Below are 16,559 nucleotides of genomic sequence, written 5' to 3'. Positions count from 1 at the left end.
AACGAAGTTGAATGCAAATGTCAGATCGTATGCGCCTGTTAGGGCGCGGCTGGTAACAGAGCCTTACAGGCGCATTTGAAAAACCTCCGGCTATGCCGGAGGATATTTATTCGTTAATAGAGATTGGGCACCTGGCCGTTGAGGCGTTTGTCTCGTTCCTTATTCAGCCTTGTTGCGGTAACACACATCAGGAGAGAGGAATGAAAACAATTGGTTTGCTGGGAGGAATGAGTTGGGAATCCACTATTCCTTATTATCGTCTGATTAATGAAGGTATTAAACAGCGGCTTGGTGGGCTTCACTCTGCGCAAGTGCTGCTACATAGCGTCGATTTTCATGAAATAGAAGAGTGCCAGCGTCGCGGCGAGTGGGACAAAACCGGGGACATTTTGGCTGAGGCGGCGCTTGGCTTACAGCGGGCGGGCGCAGAAGGCATTGTGTTATGTACCAATACGATGCACAAAGTGGCGGATGCCATTGAGTCTCGTTGCTCTCTGCCTTTCTTACACATTGCGGATGCCACCGGACGTGCAATTACCGGGGCCGGGATGACTCGTGTGGCGCTGCTGGGTACGCGTTACACCATGGAACAGGATTTTTATCGCGGGCGGCTGACGGAACAATTTTCCATCAACTGTCTCATTCCTGAAGCGGATGAACGGGCGAAAATTAATCAGATTATTTTTGAAGAACTGTGTCTGGGGCAATTTACCGAAGCGTCACGCACTTATTATGCGCAAGTGATTGCTCGCCTTGCAGAACAGGGCGCACAGGGCGTCATTTTTGGCTGTACGGAAATTGGTTTACTGGTGCCAGAAGAGCGCAGTGTTCTGCCTGTGTTTGATACCGCGGCGATCCATGCCGAGGATGCTGTCGCTTTTATGCTGTCGTAGCTGACGACAAAATAGCGTCAAGAGAAGTGACCAGTTTCGGTAATCCCGCTTGTAAATGCTCACTAAACGCCTGAACCAGCGCTGATGACGGGCGGTGCAGGGGGCGGATCAGGCTGACGGTGAACGGAACCGCAATACTGAACCGCCGCACCACTAAACCGCTTGCCGCATAATCCAGTGCGGTGAGCGGGTTAACCACCGAAACACCTACCCCCGCCCGTACCATTGCGCAGACTGACGCGGCGCTGTGGGTTTCTACGATCATGCGTCGTTTAACCTGATGTTCAGTAAACAATTGATCCAGCAACTGGCGATAGCTGTCAGTACGGGAAAGGCTGATGTAGTTCTCACTGTGAAAATCTTCTGGCGTTAATATCTCTTTTGCCGCCAGCGGATGACCCGGAGGTAACACACACACTTCATCTAAAGAGAGTAATTCGGTACGTTCTGTTCCCGCAGGCGTATGGAGCGTCTCAGTGAGCCCTAAATCATGACGCTGGGCCGAGAGCCACTCTTCAAGTAGAGGTGATTCCTGGGGCACGATATTTAAGCTGACATCGGGATAACGTGCCAGAAAGGGTTGCAGGAGCTGCGGTAAAAAAGATTGCGAAAAGACCGGCAGGCAGGCTATAGACAGTTCTCCCTGGCGAAACTCGCGCAGACTTTCTGCGGCGCTGACAATGCGATCCAGTCCGTACCAGGATCGTTGCACTTCTTCAAACAGACGCAGTCCTTGCACGGTAGGATGTAATCGTCCACGTACGCGCTCAAACAATTTCAGCCCGATCACCTTCTCAAAGCGCGCCAGTTCGCGGCTGACTGTTGGCTGTGAGGTGTGTAGCAGGTGTGCCGCCTCAGTCAGGCTTCCGGCGGTCATTACCGCATGAAAAATTTCAATATGACGTAAGTTAACGGCGGCCATTAGCGCTCTCTCGCAATCCGGTAATCCATATCATTTTTGCATAGACTCAACATAAATCGATATTTTTTATTCTTTTTATGATGTGGCGTAATCATAAAAAAGCACTTATCTGGAGTTTGTTATGCCACATTCACTGTTCAGCACCGATACCGACCTCACCGCCGAAAATCTGCTGCGTTTGCCCGCAGAATTTGGCTGCCCGGTGTGGGCCTACGATGCGCAAATTATTCGTCGGCAGATTGCAGCGCTGAAACAGTTTGATGTGGTGCGCTTCGCACAGAAAGCCTGTTCCAATATTCATATTTTGCGCTTAATGCGTGAGCAGGGCGTGAAAGTGGATTCCGTCTCGTTAGGCGAAATAGAGCGTGCGTTGGCGGCGGGTTACAATCCGCAAACGCACCCCGATGATATTGTTTTTACGGCAGATGTTATCGATCAGGCGACGCTTGAACGCGTCAGTGAATTGCAAATTCCGGTGAATGCGGGTTCTGTTGATATGCTCGACCAACTGGGTCAGGTTTCGCCAGGGCATCGGGTATGGCTGCGTGTTAATCCGGGGTTTGGTCACGGGCATAGCCAAAAAACCAATACTGGTGGCGAAAACAGCAAGCACGGTATCTGGTACACCGATCTGCCCGCCGCACTGGACGTGATACAACGTCATCATCTACAGCTGGTCGGCATTCACATGCACATTGGTTCTGGCGTTGATTATGCCCATCTGGAACAGGTATGTGGTGCTATGGTGCGTCTGGTCCTCGAATTCGGTCAGGATTTACAGGCTATTTCTGCGGGTGGTGGGCTTTCTATTCCTTATCAACAGGGTGAAGAGGCGGTTGATACCGAACATTATTATGGTCTGTGGAATGCCGCGCGTGAGCAAATCGCCCGCCATTTGGGCCACCCTGTGAAACTGGAAATTGAACCGGGTCGCTTCCTGGTAGCGCAGTCTGGCGTGTTAATTACTCAGGTGCGGAGCGTCAAACAAATGGGTAGCCGCCACTTTGTGCTGGTTGATGCCGGGTTTAACGATCTGATGCGCCCGGCAATGTACGGTAGTTACCACCATATCAGTGCCCTGGCAGCTGATGGTCGTTCTCTGGAACACGCACCAACGGTGGAAACCGTCGTCGCCGGGCCGTTATGTGAATCGGGCGATGTCTTTACCCAGCAGGAAGGGGGAAATGTTGAAACCCGCGCCTTGCCGGAAGTGAAGGCGGGTGATTATCTGGTATTGCATGATACGGGGGCATATGGCGCATCAATGTCATCCAACTACAATAGCCGTCCGCTGTTACCAGAAGTTCTGTTTGATAATGGTCAGGCGCGGTTAATTCGCCGTCGCCAGACCATCGAAGAATTACTGGCACTGGAATTGCTTTAACTGCGGTTAGTCGCTGGTTGCATGATGACTTGCCTCCAGCGACGGAGTTGACACTGAATGGCGACGTACCAGCGTCGGACTAAAGACATTAGTGATTTCCGGGAGAGGGCGATTATCCGCCAGTGCCAAAGCCAGTTCGGCAGCCTGCGTCGCCATCGTCACGATTGGGTAACGCACGGTGGTCAGGCGCGGACGCACATAGCGTGACACCAGCACATCATCAAAGCCAATTAACGAAATCTCACCCGGTACATCAATACCATTATCATTGAGAACGCCCATCGCACCCGCCGCCATTGAATCGTTATAACAGGCTACCGCAGTGAAATTTCTGCCTCGTCCCAAAAGCTCGGTCATTGCCTGTTCGCCGCCGCTTTCGTCTGGTTCGCCAAATGTCACCAGCCGGTCATTGGCCGCAATACCACTTTCAGCAAGGGCATCGTAATACCCTTGCAGACGATCTTCGGCGTCAGAAATAGAGTGGTTAGAACACAGATAACCAATGCGGGTATGACCTTGCTGAATTAAATGACGCGTTGCCAGCCAGGCACCGTAACGATCGTCCAGAGCAATACAACGGTTTTCAAAGCCAGGCAGGATACGGTTGATCAGCACCATACCGGGCATTTGTTTCATTAATGAGGCTAAATCGGCATCCGGTATCATTTTGGCATGGACGACCAACGCAGCACAGCGATGGCGGATCAGTTGCTCAATAGCCTGACGCTCTTTTTGTTCGTTGTGGTAACCGTTGCCAATCAATAAAAAATTACCAGTGTGATAAGCCACCTGTTCGACCGCTTTCACCATTGCACCGAAAAACGGATCGGAAACATCACCAACGACCAGACCGACCGTTTCAGTGGTCTGCTGCGCCAGCGCACGGGCGTTGGCGTTCGGGTGATAGCTAAGAGACTCCATTGCACTATGCACAGCAAGCCGGGAAGCTTCGCTGGCTTTGGGTGAATTATTAATGACGCGGGAAACGGTGGCGACTGAAACGCCTGCCAGTCGGGCTACATCCTTTATGGTCGCCATGAAAATACCTTAGTGGGTAAACGCTTACATTCTTTCAGTGTTACGGAAAACGCCCGTTGGTTCAAGGGGTGGCGTGTTTTCATCGTGGGAATGTGAGCCAAACGCAAATAAGTAAGACAAAAAAAGAGATTGCAAACCTTTGGTTACACTTTGCGAAACGCTGTTGCGATTGACCGCTGGTGGCGTTTGGCTTCAGGTTGCTAAAGTGGTGATCCCAGAGGTATTGATAGGTGAAGTCAACTTCGGGTTGAGCACATGAATTACACCAGCCTGCGCAGATGCGCAGGTTTTTTTTTGCCGGTCATCAATCTGTAACAGTAACCGACAATTTACACACCTCGTTGCATTTCCCTTCATTCCTTTGCGTTTTCTCACTGGCGAAGAGTCGTCGTGCAGACCACAATCAAGATCCCAGAGGTATTGATTGGTGAGATTATTCGGTACGCTCTTCGTACCCTGTCTCTTGCACCAACCTGCGCGGATGCGCAGGTTTTTTTTCGCACCTAATTTACTGTCGCTCGCGTTCTTTATCTCGTGTAATCTCCCTCCATTCGCTTTTACTGAATCAGAGCAAAGGGAGTTGGAATGCTTTTTAGCTTTTTTCGAAATTTGTGCCGTGTTTTGTATCGCGTTCGCGTTACGGGTGACACCCAGGCACTGAAGGGCGAGCGCGTTCTAATCACGCCTAATCACGTCTCTTTTATTGATGGCATACTGCTGGCATTGTTTTTACCCGTACGTCCGGTATTTGCCGTTTACACCTCAATAAGCCAACAGTGGTATATGCGTTGGCTGAAATCATTTATCGACTTTGTTCCTCTCGACCCGACGCAACCTATGGCGATTAAACATCTGGTACGTCTGGTGGAACAGGGCCGACCAGTGGTGATTTTCCCTGAAGGACGAATCACCACCACAGGCTCGCTGATGAAAATCTACGATGGTGCGGGTTTTGTCGCGGCGAAGTCTGGTGCAACGGTTATTCCTGTGCGTATTGAAGGGGCGGAACTTACGCACTTCAGCCGCCTGAAAGGTCTGGTTAAACGTCGCTTGTTCCCGCAAATTACTCTGCATATTTTGCCACCAACGCAGGTGGAGATGCCGGATGCGCCGCGTGCCCGTGACCGTCGCAAAATCGCTGGCGAAATGCTGCATCAAATAATGATGGAAGCGCGTATGGCGGTGCGCCCGCGTGAAACGCTGTACGAATCTTTACTGAGTGCAATATACCGCTTCGGAGCCGGGAAGAAATGTGTCGAAGACGTCAACTTTACCCCAGACTCCTATCGCAAATTGCTTACGAAAACGCTGTTTGTTGGACGCATCCTTGAAAAATACAGTGTTGAAGGCGAACGCATCGGCTTAATGCTGCCCAATGCAGGCATCAGTGCGGCAGTGATTTTTGGGGCCATCGCCCGTCGCCGCATTCCCGCAATGATGAACTACACCGCCGGGGTAAAAGGGCTGACCAGTGCTATTACGGCGGCTGAAATCAAAACCATCTTCACTTCCCGCCAGTTTCTCGATAAAGGCAAACTCTGGCATCTGCCGGAGCAACTTACTCAGGTGCGCTGGGTCTATCTGGAAGATTTAAAAGCAGATGTCACCACTGCCGACAAAGTATGGATCTTCGCTCATTTGCTGATGCCGCGTCTGGCACAGGTAAAACAGCAGCCGGAAGAAGAGGCGCTGATCCTTTTTACCTCCGGTTCTGAAGGCCATCCGAAAGGCGTCGTCCATAGCCATAAAAGCATTCTGGCGAATGTCGAGCAGATTAAAACGATTGCCGACTTCACCACCAACGATCGCTTTATGTCGGCGTTACCGCTGTTTCACTCCTTTGGGCTGACGGTAGGCCTGTTTACGCCACTGCTCACAGGTGCAGAAGTGTTCCTTTATCCAAGCCCGCTGCATTACCGCATTGTGCCGGAGTTGGTGTATGACCGCAGTTGCACCGTGTTGTTCGGTACCTCGACTTTCCTCGGTCACTACGCGCGTTTCGCCAACCCGTATGACTTCTATCGTCTACGCTATGTGGTGGCAGGCGCAGAAAAACTACAAGAAAGTACCAAACAGCTTTGGCAGGATAAATTTGGCCTGCGCATCCTTGAAGGCTACGGTGTGACCGAGTGCGCGCCTGTCGTTTCTATCAACGTACCGATGGCGGCGAAACCCGGTACGGTAGGGCGTATTCTACCAGGTATGGACGCGCGCCTGTTGTCGGTTCCTGGTATCGAAGAGGGCGGACGCCTGCAACTGAAAGGGCCGAACATAATGAACGGCTATCTGCGGGTGGAGAAGCCAGGTGTACTGGAAGTGCCCACCGCCGAGAATGTTCGCGGCGAAATGGAGCGCGGCTGGTATGACACTGGCGATATTGTGCGTTTTGACGAGCAGGGCTTTGTGCAGATTCAGGGCCGCGCAAAACGCTTTGCCAAAATTGCAGGCGAAATGGTGTCGCTGGAAATGGTGGAACAACTGGCACTTGGTGTTTCGCCAGATAAAGTCCATGCCACTGCGATTAAGAGCGATGCCAGCAAAGGCGAGGCACTGGTGCTTTTCACCACAGATAACGAACTGACGCGCGATAAGTTACAACAGTATGCCCGCGAGCACGGCGTGCCGGAGCTTGCTGTACCGCGCGATATTCGCTATCTGAAACAGATGCCATTACTTGGCAGCGGCAAACCTGACTTTGTCACGTTGAAAAGCTGGGTAGACGAAGCGGAACAACACGATGAGTGAGTCAGTGCACACTAATACTTCGTTGTGGTCGAAGGGGATGAAAGCGGTTATCGTGGCGCAGTTTCTCTCTGCGTTTGGCGATAATGCGCTGCTGTTTGCCACTCTGGCGTTACTGAAAGCGCAGTTCTATCCGGAGTGGAGCCAGCCCATCCTGCAAATGGTGTTTGTAGGTGCTTACATTCTTTTTGCGCCGTTTGTCGGACAGGTGGCGGATAGCTTCGCCAAAGGCCGGGTGATGATGTTTGCCAACGGCCTGAAGCTGCTGGGCGCAGCCAGTATCTGCTTTGGTATCAATCCGTTTCTCGGCTATACGCTGGTGGGTGTTGGTGCTGCAGCCTATTCACCGGCGAAATACGGTATTCTCGGCGAATTAACCACGGGTAGTAAGTTAGTGAAAGCTAACGGTTTAATGGAAGCTTCTACCATAGCGGCGATTTTGCTCGGTTCCGTAGCCGGTGGTGTGCTGGCTGACTGGCATGTCCTGGTCGCCCTGGCCGCATGCGCACTGGCCTACGGTGGTGCGGTCGTTGCCAATATCTACATTCCCAAACTGGTGGCGGCGCGTCCGGGGCAGTCCTGGAATCTCATCAACATGACCCGCAGTTTCCTGAATGCCTGCACCTCGCTATGGCGCAATGGTGAAACGCGTTTTTCGCTGGTGGGCACCAGTTTATTCTGGGGAGCAGGTGTCACGCTGCGTTTCCTGTTGGTGCTGTGGGTACCGGTGGCGCTGGGCATTACCGATAACGCTACGCCGACCTATCTCAACGCGATGGTAGCGATTGGTATCGTGGTTGGCGCAGGTGCGGCAGCGAAGTTAGTTACGCTGGAAACCGTGTCACGCTGTATGCCAGCCGGGATTTTGATTGGTGTGGTGGTACTGATTTTCTCCCTGCAACACGAGCTGTTGCCAGCCTATGCCTTGTTGATGCTGATTGGCGTGCTGGGGGGCTTTTTTGTCGTTCCGCTCAATGCGTTGCTACAGGAGCGGGGTAAAAAAAGCGTCGGGGCGGGGAATGCAATTGCAGTACAAAACCTTGGCGAAAACAGCGCCATGTTGTTGATGCTGGGCATTTACTCGCTGGCGGTAATGGTAGGCATCCCGGTCGTGCCCATTGGCATTGGCTTCGGTGCGCTGTTTGCGCTGGCAATAACGGCGCTGTGGATTTGGCAGCGCCGTCATTAATATTTAACGCCGGTTTTAACCGGCGTTAATCTTATGGTGCCGGATAAGTATAAACCTGATGTACCGCTTCAATTTCAGCTAATACGTCTTCGCTTAACTCCAGATGCAAACTTTCGACGTTAGTTTTCAGCTGCTCCATCGTGGTTGCGCCCAGCAGAGTGCTGGCAACAAACGGTTGACGGCGTACAAAAGCGAGCGCCATCTGAGCAGGATCCAGGCCATGACGTCTGGCGATATCAACATACGCCGCGACGGCTTTTTGCGTTTGCTCACCGCTATAGCGGGTGAAGCGACTAAAGAGCGTATTACGTGCGCCAGCGGGTTTTGCACCATTGAGATATTTCCCGGTCAGTGTGCCGAAACCCAGGCACGAATAGGCCAGCAGTTCGACCCCTTCATACTGGCTGACTTCTGCCAGACCTACTTCAAAACTGCGGTTTAACAGGCTGTAGGGGTTCTGAATGGTGACAATACGCGGCAGATCGTGTTTGTCCGCCAGATGCAGGTAGCGCATTACGCCAAATGCAGTTTCGTTCGACACGCCGATATAACGAATTTTTCCCGCGCGTTGGTACTCTGCCAGTGCGTCCAGCGTATCCAGCAGCGAAACCGCAGGCGCAGAATCTGTCCAGCTATAACCGAGTTTGCCGAAGCAGTTGGTTGGGCGCTGCGGCCAGTGCACCTGATAGAGATCGAGGTAATCAGTCTGCAGACGCTTGAGGCTGTCATGCAGCGCTTCGCGGATATTCTTCCGATCCAGCGCCTGATCCGGGCGGATGCCCTTGTCATTATTGCGCGACGGTCCGCTCACTTTGGAGGCGATAATTAACTTTTCGCGGCTGCCATGTTTCGCCAGCCAGTTGCCGACGTAGGTTTCAGTCAACCCTTGCGTTTCGGGGCGCGGAGGTACTGGGTACATTTCGGCAACGTCGATAAGGTTAATGCCCTGAGCGACGGCATAGTCGAGTTGTGCGTGGGCGTCGGCTTCGCTGTTCTGTTCACCAAACGTCATCGTGCCAAGCCCCAGCGTGCTGACTTCCAGCGAACTGTGGGGTATACGGTGATATTGCATAGCCGTTTCCTTTTTATAATCACGACATAAGGAATATAAAAATGGCAGAGGGAAGGGAAAAGGGAAAGAGAAAAATCTTAAGGCCAGCCGGATGCTGACCTTATTAGTTAACGTTCAATAATTTGCGAAACATCATCACGGTTAATTTGCATCGCGTTACCTTGCTGATCGTGATAACTCACCAGCCCGGTATCATCATCAATTTCAGGTTTTCCATCGGTCAAAATCATACGGCCATCTTTGGTCGCCATGACGTAATCACTGGAACACCCGGAAACAGCAAACGCCAGTCCGACTGCAGAAATTATTACTGCCCATTTTTTCATCCGGTTATCCTCATTTGGCCCACCTATGATAATAGTCTGTTTATAAACCGACGTTATATATCTTGAAAGCAGGAAAATCTTAAACTGTGAGGGGAACAGGAGTGAGTACGCCCTCCCGCAGGAGAGCGTACGGAGTATCAGAGCGGGTTCTTTTTGTTGCGAATAAGGTTGAGGCTTTCAACCGCAATAGAGAAGAACATCGCGAAGTAGATGTAACCTTTCGGTACGTGGATGTCGAAACTTTCCAGAATCAGGGTAAAGCCCACCAGAATCAGGAAAGAGAGCGCCAGCATTTTTACCGAAGGATGGCGCTCGACAAAATCACCAATCGAACGCGCAGCGAACATCATCACGCCTACGGCAATTACCACGGCTGCCATCATAATAAACAGGTGATCTGACAGACCCACAGCGGTAATCACTGAATCGAGGCTGAAGATAATATCCAGCAGCATAATCTGCACGATAGCGCCGAGGAATGATGAAACGCGTGTTTTCAGCCCTTCTTCTTCACCTTCGATGGATTCGTGGATTTCCTTGCTGGCTTTCCAGATAAGGAACAAGCCACCCAGAAGCAGAATCAAATCACGGGCGGAAATTTCCTGACTGAATATTGTAAAAAGCGGATTCGTCAGGCGCGTAACCCAGGCGATGGATGCCAGCAGCGCCAGACGCATAACCATGGCTCCCGCCAACCCCAGACGGCGCGCATGAGCACGTTGTGCTGTGGGAAGCTTTGCCACCACCAGAGAAAGGAAAATAATATTGTCGATCCCAAGAACGATCTCCAGCAGCGTCAGCGTACCGAGCGCAAGCCAGGCGTTAGGATCGGTTATCCATGCAAATAACATCTAAAAAGCCCTGCCAAAAAAATGAAGCGGTAATTATATGCCCGGAAAGCGGCAGGTCAAAGCGATGGCTACTGGATCAGAAAATGACGGGCCAGTAGTGCACTGGTGAAATTCTTCTTCAAATAAAAGCCGCGTGGCAGCGTCAGAATCCGTTCGCCCCGGGCACCAATGGCTTCGGTAAGTGCTTTCGCATTCGCTGCTTTCGGTCGTATCTGTAAATATTCCCCGTGACGAGCGGTAATCCGCTCAACCTGACCGAGAACAATCATATCCATTAATTCTTCCCAGTCTTCGCGTAGCTGTCGGTCTTCCTCTTCATTCGGGCTCCACAGTAACGGTGATCCTACGCGACGCTGCGCCAGCGGGATGCTGCGCTCGCCTTCAACCGGTATCCACAGTACGCGTTTGAGCTTGTGGCGTACGTGGCTGGTTTCCCAGGTCACCCCGCTATTACCCGTTAACGGGGCAACACAAACGAATGTTGTTTCCAGCGGACGACCAAGACTATCCACAGGGATAGTTTTAAGTTCCACGCCCAGGGCAGCAAAATCTTGCTCAGGTTTACTTCCTGCGCTGGCACCTAGCCAGATCTCCAGTAACACGCCAATCCAGCCCTTATCGCGTTTTAAATTCTCTGGTGTAACCAGCCCGGCAAGTGCCGCCAGTTCTCCCAATGTATAACCAGAAAGTTGCTGTGCTTGCGCTAACAACTGTTCTTCAGTTTCGGGAGGAGAGAGCAGTGGGCGAGGTTGGGACATGTCACGATACCTTGGTTAAAAAATAAACAGCAATTATGTGCCGAATATTCGTAGTGTAACTTTTTCCACATGCGTTGTTCAATTCTCTGATTTATATTGCTTTTTAGGCTTCCTGTAATCGAGTTGCGCAACACTGCAACGGGTTTTCCAAATCTGGTCACTGAAAATAAACAGGATCTTACACCATGTTATCCACAGAAAGCTGGGATAACTGTGAAAAACCTCCACTACTGTTTCCATTTACAGCCTTGACGTGCGACGAAACTCCAGTTTTTAGTGGTTCAGTGCTTAACTTAGTGGCACATTCTGTGGATAAATACCGCATTGGTTGATCTTTCGCCAACCCGTAAATGAGAGGTGTGACCTGGGTCACGAATTACTCTTTTTTATTACTAAAATTACATGTAATGCATTGACTGATAATGAATATTTTAAAATGTCTATATCGGGCTTATTCAGAATGCTCCGGGTTTTCCCGTAGTAATTCCGTAGTTCTTCACAACTCTATCCACAGAAAAGGTGAATAAAAACGGCTATCCACCCCTTCCTCTGTTTATAACTCTGCACATAACTGTGAGTTATTCAATTGTTATTAGTGTGTAATGCCCTGCAGAGAGTGGTTTACCGTCTTCCTGGAGTATGAAACAATCATTCGTATATAAAGCTTTATTTTGAGGTAGTCCGGTGATTGATGACGATGGCTACCGCCCAAACGTAGGTATCGTGATTTGTAATCGCCAGGGGCAGGTAATGTGGGCCCGGCGATTTGGTCAGCACTCCTGGCAATTTCCGCAAGGCGGAATCAACCCCGGAGAATCCGCAGAGCAGGCGATGTACCGTGAATTGTTTGAAGAAGTAGGATTAAGCCGTAAAGACGTTCGAATCCTTGCTTCAACGCGTAACTGGTTGCGCTACAAATTACCGAAACGTTTGGTGCGTTGGGACACGAAGCCGGTTTGTATCGGCCAAAAACAAAAATGGTTTCTCTTGCAGCTGGTGAGCGGCGATGCAGAAATCAATATGCAAACCAGCAGTACACCAGAGTTTGACGGCTGGCGATGGGTAAGTTACTGGTATCCGGTCAGACAGGTGGTGTCATTTAAACGTGATGTCTACCGTAGGGTAATGAAAGAGTTCGCGAGTGTGGTGATGTCACTGCAGGAAAATACGCCAAAACCACAAAACGCATCTGCTTATCGACGTAAAAGAGGTTAAGTCACGCCAATTATGCTCACTCGCCTGCGCGAAATAGTCGAAAAGGTAGCCAGCGCACCACGCCTGAATGAGGCGTTAAATATTCTGGTTACCGACATCTGTCTTGCGATGGATACCGAGGTCTGTTCGGTTTACCTTGCCGATCATGATCGACGTTGTTACTACCTGATGGCGACCCGGGGGCTGAAAAAACCACGCGGTCGCACTGTAACGCTCGCGTTTGATGAAGGGATCGTCGGCCTGGTTGGCAGGCTGGCGGAACCGATAAACCTTGCAGATGCGCAAAAGCACCCCAGCTTCAAATACATCCCCTCCGTAAAAGAAGAACGTTTCCGCGCGTTTTTAGGCGTACCAATTATTCAACGTCGCCAGTTGCTTGGTGTACTGGTGGTACAGCAACGAGAGTTGCGCCAGTATGACGAAAGTGAAGAATCCTTCCTGGTGACGCTTGCCACTCAGATGGCAGCTATTCTTTCTCAGTCGCAGTTGACTGCCTTGTTTGGACAATATCGCCAGACGCGAATCCGTGCATTACCGGCAGCGCCTGGTGTGGCGATTGCCGAAGGCTGGCAGGATGCCACGTTACCTTTAATGGAACAGGTGTATCAGGCATCAACGCTGGATCCGGCTCTGGAACGCGAACGACTGACCGGGGCGCTGGAAGAAGCGGCAAACGAGTTTCGCCGCTACAGCAAACGCTTTGCCGCCGGTGCACAAAAAGAAACGGCGGCTATTTTCGATCTTTACTCGCACCTGCTTTCGGACACCCGGCTGCGGCGCGAATTGTTTGCCGAGGTTGATAAAGGCTCGGTGGCAGAGTGGGCGGTAAAAACGGTCATTGAAAAATTTGCCGAACAGTTTGCCGCGCTAAGCGATAACTATCTCAAAGAGCGGGCTGGCGATTTACGTGCGCTGGGGCAGCGATTGCTGTTTCATCTTGATGACGCTAATCAAGGGCCGAACGCCTGGCCGGAACGTTTCATTCTGGTGGCAGATGAACTGTCAGCGACAACGCTTGCTGAGCTGCCCCAGGATCGCTTAGTCGGTGTTGTCGTGCGCGATGGCGCAGCCAACTCCCATGCTGCGATCATGGTACGTGCGCTGGGGATCCCTACCGTGATGGGCGCGGATATTCAGCCTTCGGTGCTGCATCGTCGGACGCTGATTGTCGATGGTTATCGCGGTGAATTGCTGGTCGATCCGGAGCCGGTACTGCTGCAAGAATATCAGCGGCTAATTAGTGAAGAGATTGAGCTTAGCCGTCTGGCGGAAGATGACGTCAATTTACCCGCGCAGTTAAAAAGTGGCGAGCGTATAAAAGTCATGCTCAATGCCGGTTTAAGCCCGGAACATGAAGAAAAACTGGGCAGCCGTATTGATGGCATAGGACTTTATCGCACTGAAATCCCATTCATGCTGCAAAGTGGTTTTCCGTCGGAAGAAGAACAGGTGGCGCAGTATCAGGGGATGCTGCAAATGTTCAATGATAAACCCGTCACCTTGCGTACGCTGGATGTCGGAGCAGATAAGCAGCTGCCTTACATGCCGATCAGCGAAGAGAATCCATGCCTGGGTTGGCGTGGGATTCGCATTACGCTCGATCAGCCGGAGATCTTCTTGATCCAGGTGCGGGCGATGCTGCGTGCTAATGCCGCTACGGGCAACCTGAATATTCTGTTGCCGATGGTCACCAGCCTCGATGAAGTTGACGAAGCACGCCGCCTGATTGAACGTGCCGGACGTGAAGTCGAGGAGATGATCGGTTACGAAATTCCCAAACCACGTATCGGCATCATGCTGGAAGTGCCGTCAATGGTATTTATGCTGCCGCATCTGGCAAAGCGGGTCGATTTCATCTCTGTTGGCACCAACGATCTGACTCAATACATCCTGGCCGTTGATCGCAACAATACCCGGGTGGCGAACATTTATGACAGTCTTCATCCTGCAATGTTACGAGCTCTGGCGATGATCGCCCGGGAAGCGGAAATACATGGTATCGATCTCCGTTTGTGCGGTGAAATGGCGGGCGATCCCATGTGCGTGGCAATCCTCATTGGGCTTGGGTATCGCCATCTGTCTATGAACGGACGTTCTGTAGCGCGCGTAAAATACCTACTGCGGCGCATTGATTATGCCGAAGCAGAAAATCTTGCGCAGCGTAGTCTGGAAGCGCAACTGGCGACCGAAGTTCGCCATCAGGTTGCAGCCTTTATGGAGCGTCGCGGCATGGGCGGGTTGATTCGCGGAGGGTTATAGCGCGGATCATATACATATCTTTTAACGGTATCCGGCAACCAGCCAGGTCCCCTTGTGCTATTATTCGCACCTTTGGAGCGCCTGAAACCTGCGGCGCGCATTTCAATCGCTGTTCTCTTTCAGCGAAATAACAAGAACTTGTGGTGACAGATGACCAGTAGCTATCTGCATTTTCCGGAGTTTGATCCGGTCATTTTCTCAATAGGACCCGTAGCGCTTCACTGGTACGGCCTGATGTATCTGGTGGGTTTCATTTTTGCAATGTGGCTGGCAACACGTCGGGCGAATCGTCCGGGCAGCGGCTGGACCAAAAATGAAGTTGAAAACTTACTCTATGCGGGCTTCCTCGGCGTCTTCCTCGGTGGACGTATTGGTTATGTTCTGTTCTACAATTTCCCGCAGTTTATGGCCGATCCGCTGTATCTGTTCCGTGTCTGGGACGGCGGCATGTCTTTCCACGGTGGCCTGATTGGCGTTATCGTGGTGATGATTATCTTCGCCCGCCGTACTAAACGTTCCTTCTTCCAGGTCTCTGATTTTATCGCACCACTCATTCCGTTTGGTCTTGGCGCCGGGCGTCTGGGCAATTTTATTAACGGTGAATTGTGGGGCCGCGTTGACCCGAACTTCCCGTTTGCCATGCTGTTCCCTGGCTCCCGTACAGAAGATATTTTGCTGCTGCAAACCAACCCGCAGTGGCAATCCATTTTCGACACTTACGGTGTGCTGCCGCGCCACCCATCACAGCTTTACGAGCTGCTGCTGGAAGGTGTGGTGCTGTTTATTATCCTCAACCTGTATATTCGTAAACCGCGCCCAATGGGAGCAGTCTCAGGCTTGTTCCTGATTGGCTACGGCGCGTTTCGCATCATTGTTGAGTTTTTCCGCCAGCCCGACGCGCAGTTTACCGGTGCCTGGGTGCAGTACATCAGCATGGGGCAAATTCTTTCCATCCCGATGATTGTCGCGGGTGTGATCATGATGGTCTGGGCATATCGTCGCAGCCCACAGCAACACGTTTCCTGAGGAACCATGAAACAGTATTTAGAACTGATGCAAAAAGTGCTCGACGAAGGCACACAGAAAAACGACCGTACCGGAACCGGAACGCTTTCCATTTTTGGTCATCAGATGCGTTTTAACCTGCAGGATGGATTCCCGCTGGTGACAACTAAACGTTGCCACCTGCGTTCCATCATCCATGAACTGCTGTGGTTTCTGCAGGGCGACACTAACATTGCTTATCTACACGAAAACAATGTCACCATCTGGGACGAATGGGCCGATGAAAACGGCGACCTCGGGCCAGTGTATGGTAAACAGTGGCGCGCCTGGCCAACGCCAGATGGTCGTCATATTGACCAGATCACTACGGTACTGAACCAGCTGAAAAACGACCCGGATTCGCGCCGCATTATTGTTTCAGCGTGGAACGTAGGCGAACTGGATAAAATGGCGCTGGCACCGTGCCATGCATTCTTCCAGTTCTATGTGGCAGACGGCAAACTCTCTTGCCAGCTTTATCAGCGCTCCTGTGACGTCTTCCTCGGCCTGCCGTTCAACATTGCCAGCTACGCGTTACTGGTGCATATGATGGCGCAGCAGTGCGATCTGGAAGTGGGTGATTTTGTCTGGACCGGTGGCGACACGCACCTGTACAGCAATCATATGGATCAAACTCATCTGCAATTAAGCCGCGAACCGCGTCCGCTGCCGAAGTTGATTATCAAACGTAAACCCGAATCCATCTTCGACTACCGTTTCGAAGACTTTGAGATTGAAGGATACGATCCACATCCGGGCATTAAAGCGCCGGTGGCTATCTAATTACGAAACATCCTGCCAGAGCCGACGCCAGTGTGCGTCGGTTTTTTTTACCCTCCGTTAAATTCTTCGAGACGCCTTCCCGA

General features: G+C 51.5%; 15 protein-coding genes. 9 read left to right on the top strand and 6 right to left on the bottom strand.

What is annotated here, in order from left to right; translation table 11 throughout:
* Window positions 1–200 precede the first annotated feature (200 nt).
* Window positions 201–893: an amino acid racemase gene (gene ygeA, locus ACJHYD_RS21070; protein ID WP_001551579.1), complete on the top strand. Its 693-nt coding sequence runs from the start codon at window positions 201–203 to the stop codon at window positions 891–893.
* Here ygeA and lysR read toward each other — a convergent pair.
* Complete coding sequence (gene lysR / locus ACJHYD_RS21065; protein WP_000741816.1) at window positions 880–1,815, bottom strand: DNA-binding transcriptional regulator LysR; 936 nt, start codon at window positions 1,813–1,815, stop codon at window positions 880–882. The two genes, ygeA and lysR, sit on opposite strands and share 14 nt — an antisense overlap.
* A 121-nt stretch (window positions 1,816–1,936) precedes the next feature.
* Between lysR and lysA the strand changes: the two genes are divergently transcribed.
* Window positions 1,937–3,199 carry a diaminopimelate decarboxylase gene (gene lysA / locus ACJHYD_RS21060; RefSeq protein ID WP_001551577.1) on the top strand — a complete coding sequence of 421 codons (1,263 nt, stop codon included), beginning with the start codon at window positions 1,937–1,939 and terminating at the stop codon, window positions 3,197–3,199.
* A 6-nt stretch (window positions 3,200–3,205) separates the two neighbouring features.
* On the opposite strand, the gene galR is transcribed toward lysA, so the two are convergent.
* Window positions 3,206–4,237 carry an HTH-type transcriptional regulator GalR gene (galR, locus tag ACJHYD_RS21055; protein WP_000201063.1) on the bottom strand — a complete coding sequence of 344 codons (1,032 nt, stop codon included), beginning with the start codon at window positions 4,235–4,237 and terminating at the stop codon, window positions 3,206–3,208.
* Between the two features lie 585 nt (window positions 4,238–4,822).
* Between galR and aas the strand changes: the two genes are divergently transcribed.
* A complete protein-coding gene (gene aas / locus ACJHYD_RS21050) occupies window positions 4,823–6,982 on the top strand; it encodes a bifunctional acyl-ACP--phospholipid O-acyltransferase/long-chain-fatty-acid--ACP ligase (protein WP_001551576.1) in 2,160 nt (719 codons plus the stop codon).
* A complete protein-coding gene (gene lplT / locus ACJHYD_RS21045; protein WP_000004626.1) occupies window positions 6,975–8,168 on the top strand; it encodes a lysophospholipid transporter LplT in 1,194 nt (397 codons plus the stop codon). The genes aas and lplT overlap by 8 nt, the downstream gene beginning before the upstream one ends.
* 31 nt (window positions 8,169–8,199) lie before the next feature.
* Here the strand turns inward: lplT and ACJHYD_RS21040 are convergent, their stop codons facing one another.
* From ACJHYD_RS21040 to mutH, 4 genes are all read right to left on the bottom strand, one after another.
* Window positions 8,200–9,240 carry an NADP(H)-dependent aldo-keto reductase gene (locus tag ACJHYD_RS21040; RefSeq protein WP_001199299.1) on the bottom strand — a complete coding sequence of 347 codons (1,041 nt, stop codon included), beginning with the start codon at window positions 9,238–9,240 and terminating at the stop codon, window positions 8,200–8,202.
* 107 nt (window positions 9,241–9,347) lie between these two features.
* On the bottom strand, window positions 9,348–9,566 hold the full coding sequence (gene ygdR, locus ACJHYD_RS21035) for a lipoprotein YgdR (RefSeq protein WP_000758655.1): 219 nt from the start codon (window positions 9,564–9,566) through the stop codon (window positions 9,348–9,350).
* A 137-nt stretch (window positions 9,567–9,703) separates the two neighbouring features.
* Window positions 9,704–10,417, bottom strand: coding sequence for a TerC family protein (locus ACJHYD_RS21030; RefSeq protein WP_000895624.1), 714 nt, complete (start codon window positions 10,415–10,417; stop codon window positions 9,704–9,706).
* A 68-nt stretch (window positions 10,418–10,485) separates the two neighbouring features.
* Window positions 10,486–11,175 carry a DNA mismatch repair endonuclease MutH gene (gene mutH, locus ACJHYD_RS21025; RefSeq protein WP_000082188.1) on the bottom strand — a complete coding sequence of 230 codons (690 nt, stop codon included), beginning with the start codon at window positions 11,173–11,175 and terminating at the stop codon, window positions 10,486–10,488.
* 185 nt (window positions 11,176–11,360) lie between these two features.
* On the opposite strand from mutH, the gene ygdT reads away from it, so the two are divergent.
* From ygdT to thyA, 5 genes are all read left to right on the top strand, one after another.
* Window positions 11,361–11,507 carry a protein YgdT gene (gene ygdT, locus ACJHYD_RS21020; protein WP_001305801.1) on the top strand — a complete coding sequence of 49 codons (147 nt, stop codon included), beginning with the start codon at window positions 11,361–11,363 and terminating at the stop codon, window positions 11,505–11,507.
* Between the two features lie 352 nt (window positions 11,508–11,859).
* A complete protein-coding gene (gene rppH, locus ACJHYD_RS21015) occupies window positions 11,860–12,390 on the top strand; it encodes an RNA pyrophosphohydrolase (RefSeq protein WP_000564489.1) in 531 nt (176 codons plus the stop codon).
* A 12-nt stretch (window positions 12,391–12,402) separates the two neighbouring features.
* Window positions 12,403–14,649: a phosphoenolpyruvate--protein phosphotransferase gene (gene ptsP / locus ACJHYD_RS21010; protein WP_000957914.1), complete on the top strand. Its 2,247-nt coding sequence runs from the start codon at window positions 12,403–12,405 to the stop codon at window positions 14,647–14,649.
* A gap of 150 nt (window positions 14,650–14,799) precedes the next feature.
* A complete protein-coding gene (gene lgt, locus ACJHYD_RS21005) occupies window positions 14,800–15,675 on the top strand; it encodes a prolipoprotein diacylglyceryl transferase (protein WP_000204658.1) in 876 nt (291 codons plus the stop codon).
* A 6-nt stretch (window positions 15,676–15,681) separates the two neighbouring features.
* Entirely contained in the window at window positions 15,682–16,476 is a 795-nt protein-coding gene (gene thyA / locus ACJHYD_RS21000) for a thymidylate synthase (RefSeq protein ID WP_000816232.1), read from the top strand.
* The last annotated feature ends 83 nt before the right edge of the window (window positions 16,477–16,559 follow it).

It is taken from the genome of Escherichia sp. WS1368 (assembly GCF_046487485.1).
GTDB classification, from domain to species: Bacteria; Pseudomonadota; Gammaproteobacteria; order Enterobacterales; family Enterobacteriaceae; genus Escherichia; species Escherichia coli.
The sequence above is the reverse complement of the archived record's forward strand: the minus strand, read 5'-3'. Positions and strand labels throughout refer to the sequence as shown.